The organism is Thermanaerovibrio acidaminovorans DSM 6589 (assembly GCF_000024905.1).
Taxonomy (GTDB): Bacteria; Synergistota; Synergistia; order Synergistales; family Synergistaceae; genus Thermanaerovibrio; species Thermanaerovibrio acidaminovorans.
On record NC_013522.1, the window covers coordinates 1655909 to 1671802 of the forward strand.

19 protein-coding genes are annotated in these 15894 nt (G+C 64.7%); 7 read left to right on the forward strand and 12 right to left on the reverse strand.

Annotated features, from left to right (window positions below; all coding sequences use genetic code 11):
- Positions 1 to 57: 57 nt before the first annotated feature.
- The 5 genes from TACI_RS08190 to TACI_RS08210 all read right to left on the reverse strand — a co-directional run bounded on the left by TACI_RS08190 (position 58) and on the right by TACI_RS08210 (position 1809).
- Entirely contained in the window at positions 58 to 543 is a 486-nt protein-coding gene (locus TACI_RS08190; protein WP_012870310.1) for a ferritin, read from the reverse strand.
- Between the two features lie 317 nt (positions 544 to 860).
- Entirely contained in the window at positions 861 to 1169 is a 309-nt protein-coding gene (locus TACI_RS08195; protein WP_012870311.1) for a YcbK family protein, read from the reverse strand.
- A gap of 3 nt (positions 1170 to 1172) precedes the next feature.
- Positions 1173 to 1313 carry a YvrJ family protein gene (locus tag TACI_RS08200; protein WP_012870312.1) on the reverse strand — a complete coding sequence of 47 codons (141 nt, stop codon included), beginning with the start codon at positions 1311 to 1313 and terminating at the stop codon, positions 1173 to 1175.
- Positions 1314 to 1375: 62 nt separating this feature from the next.
- Positions 1376 to 1576 carry a DUF2922 domain-containing protein gene (locus TACI_RS08205; protein ID WP_012870313.1) on the reverse strand — a complete coding sequence of 67 codons (201 nt, stop codon included), beginning with the start codon at positions 1574 to 1576 and terminating at the stop codon, positions 1376 to 1378.
- Positions 1577 to 1590: 14 nt separating this feature from the next.
- A complete protein-coding gene (locus TACI_RS08210; protein ID WP_012870314.1) occupies positions 1591 to 1809 on the reverse strand; it encodes a DUF1659 domain-containing protein in 219 nt (72 codons plus the stop codon).
- Between the two features lie 159 nt (positions 1810 to 1968).
- On the opposite strand from TACI_RS08210, the gene TACI_RS08215 reads away from it, so the two are divergent.
- The 3 genes from TACI_RS08215 (at position 1969) to TACI_RS08225 (ending at position 3774) form a co-directional block, all read left to right on the forward strand.
- On the forward strand, positions 1969 to 2376 hold the full coding sequence (locus tag TACI_RS08215; RefSeq protein WP_164925235.1) for a helix-turn-helix domain-containing protein: 408 nt from the start codon (positions 1969 to 1971) through the stop codon (positions 2374 to 2376).
- Positions 2307 to 2807, forward strand: coding sequence for an ImmA/IrrE family metallo-endopeptidase (locus TACI_RS08220; RefSeq protein ID WP_164925236.1), 501 nt, complete (start codon positions 2307 to 2309; stop codon positions 2805 to 2807). The genes TACI_RS08215 and TACI_RS08220 overlap by 70 nt, the downstream gene beginning before the upstream one ends.
- Positions 2808 to 2880: 73 nt before the next feature.
- The gene (locus tag TACI_RS08225; protein WP_012870317.1) at positions 2881 to 3774 is read left to right on the forward strand and encodes a sensor domain-containing diguanylate cyclase; all 894 of its coding nucleotides are present in this window, start codon (positions 2881 to 2883) and stop codon (positions 3772 to 3774) included.
- Here TACI_RS08225 and TACI_RS08230 read toward each other — a convergent pair.
- Positions 3771 to 4550 carry a HesA/MoeB/ThiF family protein gene (locus TACI_RS08230; RefSeq protein ID WP_012870318.1) on the reverse strand — a complete coding sequence of 260 codons (780 nt, stop codon included), beginning with the start codon at positions 4548 to 4550 and terminating at the stop codon, positions 3771 to 3773. The two genes, TACI_RS08225 and TACI_RS08230, sit on opposite strands and share 4 nt — an antisense overlap.
- 140 nt (positions 4551 to 4690) lie before the next feature.
- Between TACI_RS08230 and mnmA the strand changes: the two genes are divergently transcribed.
- Positions 4691 to 5704: a tRNA 2-thiouridine(34) synthase MnmA gene (mnmA, locus tag TACI_RS08235; protein WP_164925237.1), complete on the forward strand. Its 1014-nt coding sequence runs from the start codon at positions 4691 to 4693 to the stop codon at positions 5702 to 5704.
- Positions 5705 to 5759: 55 nt separating this feature from the next.
- Here the strand turns inward: mnmA and TACI_RS08240 are convergent, their stop codons facing one another.
- The 6 genes from TACI_RS08240 to TACI_RS08265 form a co-directional block, all read right to left on the reverse strand.
- Entirely contained in the window at positions 5760 to 7148 is a 1389-nt protein-coding gene (locus tag TACI_RS08240; protein WP_164925238.1) for a methyl-accepting chemotaxis protein, read from the reverse strand.
- Positions 7037 to 7939, reverse strand: a complete 903-nt coding sequence (locus TACI_RS08245; protein ID WP_012870321.1) for a cache domain-containing protein — start codon at positions 7937 to 7939, stop codon at positions 7037 to 7039. Before TACI_RS08245 ends, TACI_RS08240 begins: the two co-directional genes overlap by 112 nt.
- Positions 7940 to 8073: 134 nt before the next feature.
- Positions 8074 to 8661: a flavin reductase family protein gene (locus TACI_RS08250; RefSeq protein ID WP_242601100.1), complete on the reverse strand. Its 588-nt coding sequence runs from the start codon at positions 8659 to 8661 to the stop codon at positions 8074 to 8076.
- A gap of 27 nt (positions 8662 to 8688) precedes the next feature.
- Positions 8689 to 9474 carry a 4-hydroxy-tetrahydrodipicolinate reductase gene (dapB, locus tag TACI_RS08255; protein WP_012870323.1) on the reverse strand — a complete coding sequence of 262 codons (786 nt, stop codon included), beginning with the start codon at positions 9472 to 9474 and terminating at the stop codon, positions 8689 to 8691.
- A gap of 18 nt (positions 9475 to 9492) precedes the next feature.
- Entirely contained in the window at positions 9493 to 10683 is a 1191-nt protein-coding gene (locus tag TACI_RS08260) for an HD domain-containing protein (RefSeq protein WP_012870324.1), read from the reverse strand.
- 64 nt (positions 10684 to 10747) lie between these two features.
- Entirely contained in the window at positions 10748 to 11644 is an 897-nt protein-coding gene (locus TACI_RS08265; protein ID WP_012870325.1) for a helix-turn-helix transcriptional regulator, read from the reverse strand.
- A gap of 232 nt (positions 11645 to 11876) precedes the next feature.
- Here TACI_RS08265 and TACI_RS08270 point away from each other — a divergent pair, with 232 nt between their 5' ends.
- From TACI_RS08270 to TACI_RS08280, 3 genes are all read left to right on the forward strand, one after another.
- Entirely contained in the window at positions 11877 to 13550 is a 1674-nt protein-coding gene (locus tag TACI_RS08270; protein WP_012870326.1) for a glutamine--tRNA ligase/YqeY domain fusion protein, read from the forward strand.
- Positions 13551 to 13686: 136 nt separating this feature from the next.
- On the forward strand, positions 13687 to 14139 hold the full coding sequence (locus TACI_RS08275; protein ID WP_242601101.1) for a 4Fe-4S binding protein: 453 nt from the start codon (positions 13687 to 13689) through the stop codon (positions 14137 to 14139).
- A gap of 98 nt (positions 14140 to 14237) precedes the next feature.
- On the forward strand, positions 14238 to 15881 hold the full coding sequence (locus tag TACI_RS08280) for an HD domain-containing phosphohydrolase (protein ID WP_012870328.1): 1644 nt from the start codon (positions 14238 to 14240) through the stop codon (positions 15879 to 15881).
- Positions 15882 to 15894 lie beyond the last annotated feature (13 nt).

Sequence of the window (15894 nt, forward strand, 5' to 3'; positions counted from 1 at the left end):
GAAACACCCCCCATATGGTTGCGGGGGCCCCGGGGCCCCCGCGCGGTTTAGGCCAGGTTAACGCTGGGCCAGCTCCCGGTCAAGGATCAGCATCCCCTGGGGGGAGCCGCTCAGGACCCTTAGCTTGTGCAGGATCTCCTCCGCGGAGGCCTCCTCCTCCACCTGCTCGGAAATGAACCACTGGAGCATGATCTGGGAGGGGTAGTCCTTCTCCGCCAGGGCCTTCTCATAGAGGCCGTTTATGAGGGAGGTGACCTTCCTCTCGTGCTCCAGCACCTCCTGGAAGATCTCCTCCGGGGAGGACCAGCTGGTCCTGGGGGCGTCGATGGCCATGAGCTCCACCCTTCCGCCCCTGTCGACCAAGTAATCGAAGAACTTCATGGCATGCCCCCTCTCCTCTTCCGCCTGGCACCTCATCCAGTGGGCGAAGCCCCTGAGGTTGTCCGCCTCAAAGTGAGCCGCCATGGAAAGGTAGAGGTAGGAGGAGTACAGCTCCGCCCTTATCTGCTCGTTTATAGCCTTCTCCATCTCCTTGGAAATCATGCGACCGCCTCCTTGAAATCGTTTTAGTTTATGCCTTTGTATCCTCTATGGCCCCAGATGTCAACCCATGGCCCTACGGGATATTGTGCACCATCAATCTAAAGGTTTCAAGGAGTCAGCCCACCCTGCGGAGAGGCACCCCGCATGCGGCGTGCCATGCTAAACGCGACAAAATGGAACGCTCCACTTGAATAATCAAATGGGGGTTATGAATGAGGTGCTCCAGCTGGGTTGCGGGCTTGTGGGCGACATCGCAGTAGATCGCAGCGAGCCGGCAAGGGGGAGCTCGGGCCCTGAGATCATCCAGGGCCCGAAACCTACTTATACCCCAGATGCACGAACCCCCTCCTGGGGTACTTGATTATCTCCGTGAACCCCGCCTGCCTCGCCATGGTGACCAACGCGTCTTGTCTCCACGAGGGACACGCCACGTCGAAGGCCCTACCCGCCATGTGGAGGCTCCTGGGAGACCCACCTACCTTGGCGTTGTGACTCCGGCATCGGTAGGCGCTGGTGATCGAAAGCCGCCCCACCCGGGCCTCCAGGGCCTTAAGGGCCTCGAGGGCCCCTGGATCAACCCGGGCCACCCCGCACCCGCACCGGCACCGAAACCTGTCCAGGTCCATGGCCTACATCCTCTCGATGATGGCCTTGAGTTCCGTTATCGCCTGGGTCAGCGCCTCCATCCTGGCCTCCATCCTCACCAGCAGGTACGCGGCCACCAGGATGGAGAAGGCGGTCTGAAGCCCGGAGCTCAGGATCTCCTCCATGTGATCACCTCCTGAGAGTACAAGTGGGGGACGACCCTCGTCCCCCACTCGCCGGAACCCGGCTAGAAGAGCCTGTTGACCTCCCGGCCCACCAGGGAGCAGCCGGAGACCCCGTTCACCGGCGCCGCAAGGAAGCCCTTCTGTACCATGAGCTCCATCACGGGCCTCACCTGGGCCTCGGTGAGATCATCCTTCGCGTAGGGCAGGCTTACCGAGTACTTCTTGCCCTCCACGGTGCTGAACTCCATCCTCAAGGTCTTCATGATTTAACCTCCCCCTACTCCACCAGCGCGTTGGTGTCCGCCTTGTAGACCCCCATGACCGGCAGGTCCAGGAGGCCCGCTATGCCCGCCGCCACCGCCTGCAGGTCCTGGGCGCTCATATGGCCGTTCACCTTGCTGACCGACGCGGTCTTGATGACCTGCTTGCCGTTCTGGTCCGTCCCGCCGTTCAGCCGGATGGATATCCGGCTCCTCACGTTCTCGTAACTGGCCATGGTCACACCTTCCCTTCCTGTCCTCGTCTTCGCCCGGGCTTTGCCTATCTGGCAAACAAAGGATAGCATGACAACTATGGGTAGTCAATATATGCTATATACCTACAATTAGTTGATATATATTGACCTTCTCCCCCTCGGGGAGGATCATCAAACCGCATGACGACCGCCGCGGGCTGGACGGGGGGGGACATGAGACACGGGGAACGGATAAGGAGGGCCAGGCTGAAGGCCAAGATGGAGCAGGGGGAGCTGGCTCGCCGGATCGGCATATCCCAGGCGTTCCTGAGCCGGATCGAGACCGGCAAGAGGGGCTGCTCGTCGGAGATCCTGGAGAGGGCCGCCCGGGCATTGGGCGTGGGGCTGGAGGAGCTGTGCTCCCCCGGGGATGACCCGGTGAGGGAGTCCCTGGAGGAGATCCTGAGGGACCCGGAGGTGCAGGTGTACCTCCGCAGGCTCCGGGGTAATGGGGACCGAGGCAGGCTGGAGGAGCTCAAGTGCCGAGTGAGGGAAGCCATCCTGGGGCTGGATCTGGACGCCCGGAAGCCGTCCGACGGGGAGATATAACTGGGGAGGCCCTGGCCAGGGGGCTCTGGCGGTCCGGCCTGGTGGCGGGGCTACCGGTGGACCTGGGGGACCTGGCGTCCCGCCTGGGGGTGCGGGTCCTGCTGTGCCAAGGCCTGGGTGTCCGGGGGGCCCTTGTGACCGGCCGTCGGTCCATAGTCCTGGTGGACCGATCCCTATCGGTCTTCCAGCGCAGGTTCACCGCCGCCCACGAGCTGGGGCACCTGATGATCCACCGCACGGGGGCGGGGCGCCCATGGGAGGAGACCCAGGCGGACCGCTTCGCCTCGGAGCTCCTGGTCCCCTCCTGGGCCATCTCTCCCCAGTGGCTCGAAGGCCTGGACCCCCACGAGGCGGCCATGTGGGTCTCCCGCCGTTTCCTGGTGAGCAGGTCCTGCGCCCTGCGGCGTTTGAGGAGGCTGGGCTTGGCCTGACGCGCCCCGGGGAGTATCATTCAGGCAAAACGGACATAATCCTCAAAAACACGCTAGCCCGGGAGGGATACCCATGGAGGCCAGGTACAAGGCGATTCTGGACAACCTGTTGGATGGGGTATACAGCACGGACCTGGAAAGGACCATAACCTACTGGAACAGGGCGGCGGAGCGGATCACCGGCTACTCCGCCCAGGAGGTCCTGGGGCGCCACTGCCACGACAACATACTGGTCCACGTGGACGGGGAGGGGAGGAACCTCTGCCTTGGCATGTGCCCCATGGCCCACACCATGCAGGACGGCCAGTTCAGGGAGACGCTGGTGTACCTGAAGCACAAGGATGGACACCGGATCCCGGTGGTGGTCCGCACGGTCCCCCTCCGGGACGACGGGGGGAACATAATAGGCGGGGTGGAGATCTTCCAGGACGCGTCGGAGTCGCTCACCAAGGAGGAGAGGCTGGCCATCCTGGAGGGCCTGGCCTACGTGGACCAGCTAACCCGGGTGGGGAACCGGCGGTTCCTGGACGACACGTTGGAGAGCATCCTGGAGGACCTGAAGGCCCACCGCTGGCCCTTCGGGGTCATCCTCTTCGACATCGACCGTTTCAAGTCGGTGAACGACACCTACGGGCACCAGTTGGGCGACCGGGTCCTCCAGGCGGTGGCATCCACTCTCTCCAGCTCCATCCGCTCCTTCGACGCGGTGGCCCGCTACGGCGGGGAGGAGTTCGTGGTGATGCTCCGCAACGTGGACCGGGAGAAGCTCAAGCGGGACGCGGAGCGGCTCCGGCTCCTGGTGTCCGCCACCTGGGTGACATTGGGGGACCGGGAGGTGAACGTCACCGTCTCCGGCGGGGCCACCATGGCCCGCCCGGAGGACACCCCGGAGTCCCTCCTGGACCGAGCGGACTCCCTCATGTACCGGAGCAAGGAGGCGGGGCGGAACCGGATCACCCTGGGCTAGGGGTTAAGCCTCATGAAGCAGTGACCCTTCAGGTCCGCCCAGAGGAGCTGATCCGCCAGGACCTCCGACACGCCGGTCAGCAGCTTCACCGCCTCGCACACCTCCAGGGACGCCGCCAGGGCGGGGGTGAAGGGGGGATTGCCGAGGCATACCTCCTCCCCCCGGTCCGGCATGGCGGCGATGAATCTACCCAGCGGCCCCCCTAGGGATACCCCAACCTGGGCGTAGAAGCCCCCGATGGCGCCGTGCACCAGGGGGATTCCCGCCTCAAGACAAGCCCGAGACAGGGTCCTTCTGGTGGATCCGTTGTCCAGCCCATCCACCACCACCGAGCAGCCGGCGATGAAATCCATTACGTTCGCCTCATCCACGTAGCCGAAAAACTCCTCCACCTCCACCGCCCGGTTCACCTCCCGGACCCTGATGGCGGCGGCCCTCACCTTTGGGAGCCCCAGGTCCCCCTCCCGGCAGAGGAGCTGCCGATTGAGGTTGTTCTCGCAGAACACGTCCCCATCAGCCAGCCTAAGGCGCCCCACCCCAACCCGGGCCAGCATCTCCACCACGTAGCCCCCGATTCCGCCGCAGCCCACCACCGCCACCTGGGACTCCAGTAGCCTCCTCTGCCCCTCCAGCCCCAACGTTCCCACGTTGCGCCGGTACCTCTCGGGACAGGCCCCCTGGGCGAGCAGGGCCAGCTCCGCCTCCCGCCTTGGAATCCCTCGGGACGCGGCAAACTCCTCCACCTCCGCAAGGCTAAGGTACCTGATCTCCGACACGCCTATCCCCCCGTTGACAGACCGGAATCATTTCAAGAGAATACGACGAACCGCCCGAGGGCGGATCCAATCTTCACCATATTAGCATCCTGGGAGGCGGAACGAAACGAGACATGGACCACTTAACCTGCGCGGTGCTCATGAGCGGAGGGGTTGACAGCTCCGTCACCGCCATGATCCTCAAGGGGGAGGGGCATCGCCCCCTTGGGGTCACCCTCCTCATGTCCCCTAGCTCCTCCGAGTGCTCCAGGTCGGTTCAGCTGGCCAGGAGGACTGCGGAGATCCTGGGGATACGCCACACGGTGCTGGACCTGAGGGACCTATTCCGGAGGCACGTGATGGACAAGTTCAGGACCGAGTACATGGCGGGGCGGACACCCAACCCCTGCTCGGACTGCAACCGGAACGTGAAGCTGGGGGGCCTGGCGGAGAGGCTGGACCGTATGGGCCTCGATGGGATCCCCATGGCCACGGGGCACTACGCCAGGATCCTTAAGGACCCCGCTGGGGCGCACCTGGCCATGGGGCTGGACCACCGCAGGGACCAGAGCTACTTCCTGGCGGAGGTACCCAAGGGGATAATCCGGCGACTCATGTTCCCCCTCGGGGGGATGACCAAGGAGCAGGTGCGGCTCCTGGCAGAGGAGGCCCGCCTGCCCGCCCGCCGGGAGGCGGACAGCATGGACTCATGCTTCGTGGAGGACGGGGACTACCGTGAGGTCATAGGCCCGGTGATCGACTCCCAGGGCCCCATAGTGGACCTTAGGGGGAACGTGCTGGGGATCCATCAGGGGTTCCACCGGTTCACCGTGGGACAGCGGAAGGGGTTGGGAGTGTCATCCACGGAGGCGCTGTACGTGAAGCGCATAGATCCGCCCACGGTGGTGGTGGCCCCCCGGGACCGGCTGATGGAGAGGCATGTGACCGCCTCGGGGGGCAACTGGCTGGAGGAGGGGGACCTGCGGTGCGGCGCCCAGCTTCTGGGGAAGACCAGGTCCCAGGGACGGCCCTCCCCCTGCACGGTGGAGGAGGTGGAGGGGGATCGGATCCGGGTGCTCTTCCACGGGGAGGGGGTCTTCGCCCCCTGCCCGGGGCAGAGGCTGGTGCTCTACAGGCCCGACGGGGTGGTGGTGGGTTGCGCCACCATGGATTAGCCGTGCCGGACGTGGAACGCCCGGGCCGCTGGCCCGGGCGTTCGCCTGCTCCGTATCAGCCCTTCAGCGCCGGGGGAAGCTCTATCCCATGGTCATGGAGGTCCACCGAGAAGCTCTTCAGGGCCTCCTTCAGGGCCTCGGCGCCGGAGGTCAGCTTCTCTGCCTCTCGGGCCACCGACTCCGCCGCCTTGGCGGTCTCCTCCGCCGAGTGCTGGATGACCCCAAGGCCGGAGACCACCTCCACGGTGGACCGGGCGGCCTCGTCTATGGACTTGGCTATCTCCTGGGAGGCCGCCGCCTGCTCCTCCGAGGTGGCCGCCACGCTCTCCATGGCGGAGCTGACGCTCCTTATGCGCTTCAGGACCTCCATCAGCTCCTGGACGGTGCCCGATGCGGCGTCCGCCAGCTCCCGGGCGGTCTTGGCGGTCCTGCCGGTCACCTCCAGGGTCTCCCGGGTGTAGGCCACCAGGGGGGAGATTATGTTCTCCACCTCCCGGGCCGCAACGTTGGACTCCTCCGCCAGTTTCCGGACCTCCTCGGCCACCACCGCGAAGCCACGACCCGCTTCACCCGCCCGGGCGGCCTCGATGGCGGCGTTCAGCGCCAGCAGGTTGGTCTGGTCCGCTATGTTCTTTATGGTGGTCACGAAGGTGCCTATGTTGGCCACCGAACCGGAGACCCGCTCCAGCTTCCCCAGGGACTCCTCAGCCCCGGTGCTTATGGCCCCCATCTCTTCCACCATGTTCCTTATGCGGTCAACCACCCCCTCGGACAGCTTGGCGGTTGCAGACGCCGCCTCGGCCCCCTCCTCCACCGCCTTGGCCGCCAGGGTGGCCCCGGAGGAGACCTCCTCTATGGCGGAGTTAGTGTGCTCCAGGGCGGAGGCGTTCACCTGGGTCAGGTTGAGCGCCTGGTCCACCGAGGCCTTCACCTCCTCCATGGAGGCCACGGACTCCTCCGACAGGGCCGCCAGGGACTCCGCGGACCCGGCAAACTCCTCCGCCTCCTTGAAGATGGTCCTGATGGTGCGGGCCATGTCCCGCCTCATCTTGCCCAGGGCCCGCCCCATGGCACCTATCTCGTCGTCCCGGTGGGCTATCCAGTCGCTGGAGGGATCGTACCGAAGGTCCAGATCTGCAATCTGCTCTATCACCCTCTTGGCCTCCACTATGGGACGGCTCAGCCTCATGAACACCAGGCTCACCACCGCCCCCAGGATCACCAGCGCCAACAGGGAGCTCACCATCACGTTCCTACCCATCACCTTAGGGTCCCTCAAGGCCAACGCCACCGGCAACTCCACCAGCAGCCCCCACCGGTCGGCCCCCACCATCACCGGGGCCACCACCCCGAGCACCGATTCGCCCCCAAGCAGGGACTCCCCGCGGAACGACACCTCCCGGCCGGAGGTGAGGGCGGACTTGACCGCCTCAGCGGCGGACACCTAACCTTGGCCACCTCATCCATTGGCTTACCCATAATCGACTGGTCCGGGGCAGAGACGACTACCCCACCGGATGAGATCAGGTAGGCCTTGGCGCCACCGGCGCCCCCCAGGGAGGATACCACGTCCTTAAGCGACGTAAGGTCCACGTCCATCCCGGCTATGCCCACCACCCGGCCGTTCCGCTGAACCGGGATGGAAATGCTGGCGATGAACTTGTCATCCCCCTGGACCCCGGTGTAGTTGTAGAAGTAAGGGTCCGTGACCGTGTCCTTGCCGCTCCTGAGGGGGTTCAGGTACCAGCTGCCCGCCTCTTCCTCGCTGGCCAGCATCTGCTCGGTTATGTCGAAGCTGCGGCTAACCTTGCCGTTCACCTTGAGGAAGGTGCCCATGAAGCGCCCCTTCTCCTTGTAACCCAGGCGGTTGACGAACTCCTGGTCCCTACCGTCGAAGGCGTTGGGCTCGAAGACCGTCCAACTGGACATTACCAGCGGCGTCTTGGACAGCAGGTACTCCAGGGTCTTCAGCACCCGGTCCCGGGCGTCCGGGTCAGCAGGGTTGGCGGACTCCACCACCCTGGCCATGGTCCTGGTGGAGGCCACCAGCTCACCCACGTAGGCGGATACCCCGTTGGCCGCCGCCTTGGCGGAGGCGGACACCACCTCCTCCGCCTTCCTCTCCGCCATGGAGACGGAGCTGTAGGTGGTGTAGGCCCCAAGCAGGCCCAGGATCGCCACCAAGGGCACCAACACATAGAACAACATCTTCCCCCTTATGCCAAGCTTCACCATGCGGATCCCCCCCGAGGCAAGGTCAACAACCGGACACCCCCATAATAGGGTCCCGCCCCCGCCCGGGGAAGGGGCCAAAGGGGAACAAAACCATGAAAATAAGGGTTTATGCCGGTTCTTTTGTTACATTAATCCTACAGTCCGGGCACCGAGTCCCGGAGGGGCAGGCCATCGTGCCAGGCGGCACCGCACTGGCCCCCCAGGGACCAGTAGATGTTGTCCGGCATGGACAGGAAGAAGGGATCCACCTTGGACACGTCCACCAGCCCGTCCTGGTAGAGCGCCTGCCGGTCCACCAGCACCTCCTCCACCAGCCCCACGAAGAGCACGTCCCCGGGGAGCTCCAAGGTGTGCTTCACCGTGAGACCCACGTTCACCGGGCACTCCTCCGCGAAGGGGGCCATGGGAAGCCGGCCGAAGGAGACGTTGAAGACCTTGGACTTGTCCCTCTCCCGGCCGCTCACCAGCCCCATCAGGTCCACCCGCTTGAGCAGCCCCCGGGAGGGGACGTTCACCGAGAACTGGCGGGTCTTGAGGATCGCGTCCCGGGTGGCGTGGTCCCCGATGGAGATCCCCAGCATGGGGGGCGAGAAGTTGACCTGTCCTACGAAGGCCACGGTCATGAAGTTGGCCCTGCCATCCACCATTGCCCCCACCAGGACCACCGGCATGCCGGGCAGGAAGAAACGGTTCACCCTCAGCTGATCCTTCTCCACGATCACCACTCCTGTTCCTCTCCATTCAGGTTCTCAGCGGGCCAGCTCCCCCAGGGAGGTGACCAGCGTGCCCGGGGGAAGCTCTGGCACCCGCCTTACGGCCATCATCACCCCGTCCACGTAGATGGAGCTGTCGAAGCCGCAGATTTGGATCCGGATCACCTCCCCGGGGCGACCCAGCAGGATCTGGTGCTCCGAGTAGTCCGACGGGAAGGGCATCCTCTCCGAGTGGATGGCCACTCCCTCAACCTTTCCACCCAGGACCCGGTCCACCACCTCCCGGGTGGACACCTCCCCTCCCCCCTGAAGCAGCTTGGCCATGGACACCGCGGTGCCGCTGGGGGAGTTGGCCATCCGGTTATGGTGCAGGTCCCAGACGGAGGCCCAGGGGAAGTGCTCCGACGCGGATTTTAGGAAGTCCATCACCAGATTGACCCCCAGGCTGAAGTTGGATATGAGGGCCATCCGCCCCCCCGCTTGGGCTACCTTGGAGCGGACCTGGTCGATCCGATCCGCCGACAGGCCGGTGGTGCCCACCACCGCCGGCACCCCCATCTCCAGGTAGCCCTTGATGTGGTCCTCCAGGACATCCGCGGAGGTGAAGTCCACCGCCACCTGGGGCTTGGTCTCCGCCAGGCCCCTTCTAAGGTCCCCGAAGGCCCTCATCCCAAGGGGATCGATCCCCAGGAGCTCCCCTACGTCGGCTCCCTCCTCTAGGCACAGCCCCCCCGCCAGCTTCAGTCCCTCTTTTAGGACCCTGAGGGCCACCATTCGGCCCACGTTGCCCGACACGCCGGCGACGAAAACCCCTCCGGACAAGCGGTCCACCTCCTCGGATCAGATCTGGTCGAAGACCTGGAACAGTCCCCTCATCTCTATGCCATTATAAGCCTTTATTTGGCAGTTGGAGCGGATGGCCTCCGCCGCCTCCCGGAGGACCCGGCTGGAGACCCCGTAATGGATGGAGAACCGGGCCTCCAGGAAGGCGGAGTACTTGTCCGACAGGTCAACCAGGGGTCCGTCCACCACCGGGGAGCTCATGAGCTCCATCTCCGCCTCCCGGCGGACCGACAGGTCCAGGACAGGCCTTCCCTGGTGGAAGGCCTTGAGGGAGAAGGGGGACTCCACCAGGAACCGGATCAGGGGGGCGTGATCCTCCAGCAGGGGGTACACCTCCCGCTCCATCATCTGGGACTCCAGCTCCTGGAGGAGGTCCTGCAGTCCCATTTCCCGCTTGAGGGGGGAGATCACGTCCCGGGTGAGGGCCTCGGGGAGGTCGTGCATGAGGCCCCCGAAGAAGTTCCAGCCCCATCGGTTGGTGTTTAGGCCGCACATGGCGGACATGAGGAAGCTGAGGAAGCCAACGAAGAACATGTGCCCCAGGACTGAGGTGTTGGGGATCCGCTGAACCCGGGTCCAGCGCTTCTGGAACCGGAGCTGGGCCACCAGGTCCACGAAGTTGCAGAGGGGGTGGCTCCTGGCGCCGGCAAGCTTGAAGAGGAACTCCCGGACCAGGGGCAGGTCCCGGTGGGCCTCCAGCCGGTCCATCACCTCCCGTTTGGTCCTGTCGAAGCCGTATATCCCCCGGGCCAGGGGCTCGATGAGGGAGAGCTCCCAGGCGGTGGCCACCGAGTTGGCCCCCTCCAGCACCCGTTGCATGTCCTCCCTTGGCCCCCTGGTCAGGTGGATCTCGAAGAGGTGCATAAGCTTCGGGGACACCGCCTCCAGGTGGTCACGCCACTTGTCCAGGACCCACCGGGCCATCCGGTCCCCGCCGGTCTGGGTGAGCCGGTAGTAGACCGGGGGCTTAAGGTCCGTCAGCACCGCCCTCTTGAGGAACTCGAAGACCAGCCCCCTCGCCAGTCCGGGCAGGTCATCGAGCCCCGTCTGACGGGCAAGAAGCAGGGCCACCACCGCCTTGTGCCCCTGCTTGTCCATCTCGTAGAGGCCCAGCGGGCGGGGGTGGTCGTTCCACCGCTCCATGCTGAAGGCCCCGAAGGCGGTCTCCAATAGGTCAAAGGTTATCAACCGCTTCACCCCCTGTTCTCCCCCGATTATAAGGGCGGAGCGGGGCGCATGGGTGAATGTTAGGTCAAAAGATCTCCCCCGCCGCGTCCCGGAGCCGGTTTACCAGCTCCCGGGGCTCCAGCAACCGGACGTGGGGGAACGACGCTATGGCCCATCGCACCACCTGTTCGGGGTCCATGGCCCACCCCATGAAGACCCCCCCGTCGCCCTCCTCCTCCAGCCGGCTCAGGGGAAGGGACTGGGCCACGCGATCCGGAAGGGGCAGGCTCAGCTTGACCTTGAAAGTTACCCCATCGCTTCTGACCATGCTGGGGGGCACGAACTCGCCGGATCCCAGAACCTCCCAGGAGGAGAAGACATTAAGGGGATATGCGGCCTCCCGGGATCTCAAGACGTCGTAGCCCCGGACGTGCCACACCGCCCCGTATATGGGCAGGCTCCAAGGGTCCATGAGGACGTTGCCGCCTCTTCTTCGACGGAGCATCACCCGTTTGTGGTCCCGGATGCAGTCCGCCATGGCTAGGAACATCTCCTCGTCGGTGGGAAGGCAAGCGCATGGTAGGGCGGATCTCCCCAACTGCCTTCCCCGGTCCATCAGGGCCTCCGGCACCTGACCCTTGAGCTTGCGGTCGATGGACTCCAGGTGATCCCCCATGTGGGGTGCCATGGACCTGGCCATCTGGATCGCCATGGACAGGGCGGTCACCTCTTGGACTGAGAGCTCCGCGGATATGAGCACCCTCTCTACCCCGCTGAGCCGGTACCGGCGAGACATGGTGTCGTACCTGACGTCGATGCCCAACCGATCCCGAAGCAACTTAAGGTCCCTCTCGAGGGTTCTGTCACATCTATAGCCCACCAGGTCCATCAGCTCTCTCTTCGGGTAGCCAATCCTTCTATCGAAAAGGCCTATGATGGTCCGCATCCTATGTAGCCTTTTAAGGCTCACATCTCTACCCAAGGGACCGACCTCCCGACAACGTTGTTTTGGGATTGTATTAAAACGAAAAACATATAGCAATAATCCCTTTTGCCTAAAAAAATGTAAAATACATCGTCGTTTATGTTAAAAACACCCAAAAGACTTTGCGATACCGATGGTCCGGCGGCTATCATATCCTCCGGGGAATGGGATAAAATTATTGGATATGCAGGACAGAAAGGGATGGTGAAAAGTGGCGGAGGAGGAAAAGATGGATCCGCGGCCCAAGAGGGGGCCCAACTTCCTTGAGGAGATCATAGCCCAGGACCTGGAGGATGGGGTGGTCCAGGAGGTGGTGACCCGCTTCCCGCCGGAGCCCAACGGCTACTTGCACATAGGGCACGCCAAGTCCATATGCCTCAACTTTGGCCTGGCGGAGAAGTTCGGCGGTCGCTGCAACCTCAGGTTCGACGACACCAACCCCGCCAAGGAGGACCAGGAGTACGTGGAGGCCATTCAGGAGGACGTCCGGTGGCTGGGCTTCCAGTGGGACCGGCTCTGCTTCGCCTCCGACTACTTCGACCAGTTCTACCGCTGGGCCCAGGAGCTGGTGCAGAAGGGGCTGGCCTACGTGGACTTCCAGACCCCGGAGGAGATCCGGCGCACCCGGGGCACCCTGACGGAGATAGGGGTAGAGTCCCCCTACAGGGACACCCCGCCGGAGGAGAACTTGAGGCTCCTGGAGCGGATGAGGAACGGGGAGTTCGAGGAGGGGCAGTGCGTGCTGCGGGCCAAGATCGACATGAAGAGCCCCAACCTGAACATGCGGGACCCGGTGATCTACCGAATCCTCAAGAGACCCCACCACAGGACCGGGGACAGGTGGTGCATATACCCCATGTACGACTTCGCCCACGGCTACGAGGACGCCATCGAGGGGGTCACCCACTCCATATGCACCCTGGAGTTCCAGGACCACCGGCCCCTCTACGACTGGTTCCTCGATAACGTCTCGGTCCCCCACAGGCCAAGGCAGTACGAGTTCGCCCGGCTCAACCTGAGCCACACGGTGATGAGCAAGAGGAAGCTTCTTGAGCTGGTGGAGTCCCGCATCGTGTCCGGATGGGACGACCCCAGGATGCCCACCATAAGCGGCCTCCGCCGCCGGGGCTACACCCCATCGTCCATAAGGCGCTTCTGCGACGAGATCGGGGTGGCCAAGGCGGACAGCCTGGTGGACGTGGAGCTGTTGCAGCACTGCCTGAGGGAGGAGCTCAACAAGACCGCCCCCAGGAGGATGGCGGTGCTCAACCCCCTCAAGCTCACCATAGTCAACTGGCCGGAGGGACACATAGACCTGGTGGAGGCGGAGAACAACCCGGAGGACCCGTCCGCGGGGACCCGGCCGCTACCCTTCGGAAGGGACCTGTACATCGAGGCGGAGGACTTCATGGTCTCCCCCCCCAAGGGCTACTTCCGCCTCTTCCCCGGCTCGGAGGTCAGGCTCAAGCACGGCTACCTGGTGAGGTACGTGGATCACCGGGAGGAGGACGGAAGGGTGGTGGAGGTCCTGGTGGAGGCGGACCTGGAGAGCCGGGGCGGAGAGGCCCCGGACGGCCGCCGGATCAAGGGGACCCTCCACTGGGTCAATGCCCACCACTGCGTCCCCATCACCGCCAGGCTCTACGACCACCTGTTCACCCTAAGGGACATGTCCCGCATGGAGGAGGGAAAGGACTACAAGGACTACCTGAACCCCTCATCCCTGGTGGAGGTCAAGGGGCTGGGGGAGGAGTCCCTCAGAGACGCGGAACCCCTGGCGGGCATCCAGTTCCTCCGGCACGGCTACTTCTGCCTGGACCCCTCCTCCACCCGGGAGGAGCTCATCTTCAACCGGTCGGTGCCCCTCAAGGACTCCTGGGCAAAGGCCAAGGGGAAGGGCTGATACAGGGGCCCAGCGGACATCCTCAGATCGGTAGCGGGAGGGGGCTTCGGCCCCCTCCTCTCTCCCCTTGACAAATACCCCCATCCCGTATTATATACCCCACCAGGGTATATCACGCGGAAAGGGTGATGCGAACGTGAACAAGGATAGGATGATCAAGTGGGGCTCCGCCCTGCTGTACGTGACCATGATGGGCCTGGGCTGGAGGTACCCCCTGCTGGGCACCTCCCTGTTGCTCCTCATGGGCTCGGTGGTTCTCCTGGGGGGCCGCAGGAAGTGGTGCGCCTCCGCCTGCCCCCGGGGGAGCTTCCTGGACGTTATCTGGTCCAGGCTTAGCCCCCGGCGTCCCGCCCCGAGGTGGCTTGGCACCTGGAGGACCTACCTGGTGGCCCTCTCCCTGTTCGTCCTGGCGTTCTCCACCCAGGCGTACCTGGCCTACGCCTCCGGCGGCCTGGACCTTAGGGGGCTAGGGTTCATATTTTGGCGCATGTGCGTGGTCTCCTCCCTGATAGCCCTCCCCCTTGGGCTCTGGTACAACCACAGGACCTGGTGCTCCTTCTGCCCCGTGGGGCGGCTCCTCAGGCTCTAGTCCCTGGCCTTACGACCCGGTAAACCCCGTGATAGAATCGAACTCACGGGGCGATATCCCCGCCCCGATTCACAGCTCTGAACCCGGGGGGGCCGAATTTGACCGTTCGTGAAAAGGCACTGGGGGCCATCTTCGCCATCTGGCTCCTCCTCTCCCTGGCCTTCGGACTGTCCTACCACTGGGCCATCCTCCGGGAGGCGGACCAGGCGGACCGGGAGGGGCTCGAGAAGGATCTGACCAGGATCCGCATGACCCTGGATCAGGAGCTCCGGGAGCTGGTGCGGCTCGCCAGGGACTGGGCCAACTGGGACGCCACCTACGACTTCGCCAGCAACGGCACGGTGGATTTCCTGGACTCCAGCCTCACCCCCAACAAGATGGCCCACACGATCCAGGTGGACCACGTGGCGGTGGTGGACCAGTTCGGCCACGTGAAGGCCGCCCTATCCCTCATGCCCGGGACCGCTAGGCTGATCCCCTCGCCGGAGGCCATCCACCGCCTCTTCGTCCCCCAAGGGCCCCTGTTCCCCCCCAACGTGCCCGACGGGGGCCGGGGGGTCTTCATGTGGCTCCATGGGTCCCCCGCCCTGGCCGCCGCCTGCCCCGTAAGGGACTCCAAGGAAGTCATGCCAAGGACGGGCCTCTTCTTCGTGGCCCGCCTGCTGGAGGGGAGGCGTCTCGAGGATCTTAAGAAGCTCACCCAGCTGGACATCCGAATCCTGCCCCCCGATGGGATGCCAAGCCACCTCAGGTTCGACCCCGATGCAGACCACCCCACCGGCAGGATCATCCTGGGTAGGACCGCCCAGGAGGGGTACGTGATGATGCGGGGGATAAACGACCAGGGGACCTTCTGGGTGGCCATCCGCGCCCCCCGGGTCAACTACGTAAGGGCCATGGGGAACATGATGAACACCGGGGCCCTCATGTTCCTAATGGGGACCCTGGTGGCCCTGGTCCTCACCTGGCTGCTGGACCGGCTGGTGCTGAACCGGCTGGAGCGGCTGCACCGGGAGATCGGGAACTTGCGGTTCTACTCCGAGGACCGGGTGAGCGAGGACGGCCATGACGACGAGATAACCTACCTGGCCAGGTCCATAAACCAGGCCCTGGCGGCCCTGAGGGACAACCACCTACGCCGGGAGGAGGCGGAGATGTCCGCCCGGCTGGCCCACGTGGAGCTCCTGGAGGCCTACGAGAGGACCATCGAGGGCTGGTCCCTGGCCATGGACCTGAGGGACAAGGAGACCGAGGGGCACACCCGGCGGGTCACGGACCTAACCATGGCGCTGGCGGAGCGGCTGGAGTACAAGGGGGGGCTCATTCACCTCCGCCGGGGGGCCCTGCTTCACGACATAGGCAAGCTGGGGGTGCCGGACGCGATCCTGCTGAAGCCCGGTCCCCTCACCGACGAGGAGTGGGAGATCATGCGCCAACACCCCATCTACGCCTACAACATGCTGACCCCGATCCAGTACCTGCACCCCGCCATACCGATCCCCTACTGCCACCACGAGCGGTGGGACGGGACCGGATACCCCCAGGGGCTCAAGGGGACCCAGATACCCCTCTCGGCCAGGATCTTCGCGGTGGTTGACATATGGGACGCCCTCACCTCCGACAGGCCCTACCGGAAGGCCTGGGACCGGCGGCGCACCCTGGACCACATTGACTCCCTCCGGGGGACCCACCTGGACCCGGATGTGGCCAAGGCCTTCCTGGAGATGATGGACAAGGCCTGATCAAGGCACATGA

Bases quoted from the DNA above. Each gene is read 5' to 3' on its own strand.
- TACI_RS08210 (WP_012870314.1), bottom strand. From the start codon at position 1,809: ATGGCCAGTTACGAGAACGTGAGGAGCCGGATATCCATCCGGCTGAAC.
- TACI_RS08225 (WP_012870317.1), top strand. From the start codon at position 2,881: ATGGAGGCCAGGTACAAGGCGATTCTGGACAACCTGTTGGATGGGGTA.
- TACI_RS08200 (WP_012870312.1), bottom strand. From the start codon at position 1,313: ATGGAGGAGATCCTGAGCTCCGGGCTTCAGACCGCCTTCTCCATCCTG.
- TACI_RS08270 (WP_012870326.1), top strand. From the start codon at position 11,877: ATGGATCCGCGGCCCAAGAGGGGGCCCAACTTCCTTGAGGAGATCATA.
- mnmA (WP_164925237.1), top strand. From the start codon at position 4,691: ATGAGCGGAGGGGTTGACAGCTCCGTCACCGCCATGATCCTCAAGGGG.
- TACI_RS08245 (WP_012870321.1), bottom strand. From the start codon at position 7,939: ATGGTGAAGCTTGGCATAAGGGGGAAGATGTTGTTCTATGTGTTGGTG.
- TACI_RS08195 (WP_012870311.1), bottom strand. From the start codon at position 1,169: ATGGACCTGGACAGGTTTCGGTGCCGGTGCGGGTGCGGGGTGGCCCGG.
- TACI_RS08205 (WP_012870313.1), bottom strand. From the start codon at position 1,576: ATGAAGACCTTGAGGATGGAGTTCAGCACCGTGGAGGGCAAGAAGTAC.
- TACI_RS08190 (WP_012870310.1), bottom strand. From the start codon at position 543: ATGATTTCCAAGGAGATGGAGAAGGCTATAAACGAGCAGATAAGGGCG.
- TACI_RS08215 (WP_164925235.1), top strand. From the start codon at position 1,969: ATGACGACCGCCGCGGGCTGGACGGGGGGGGACATGAGACACGGGGAA.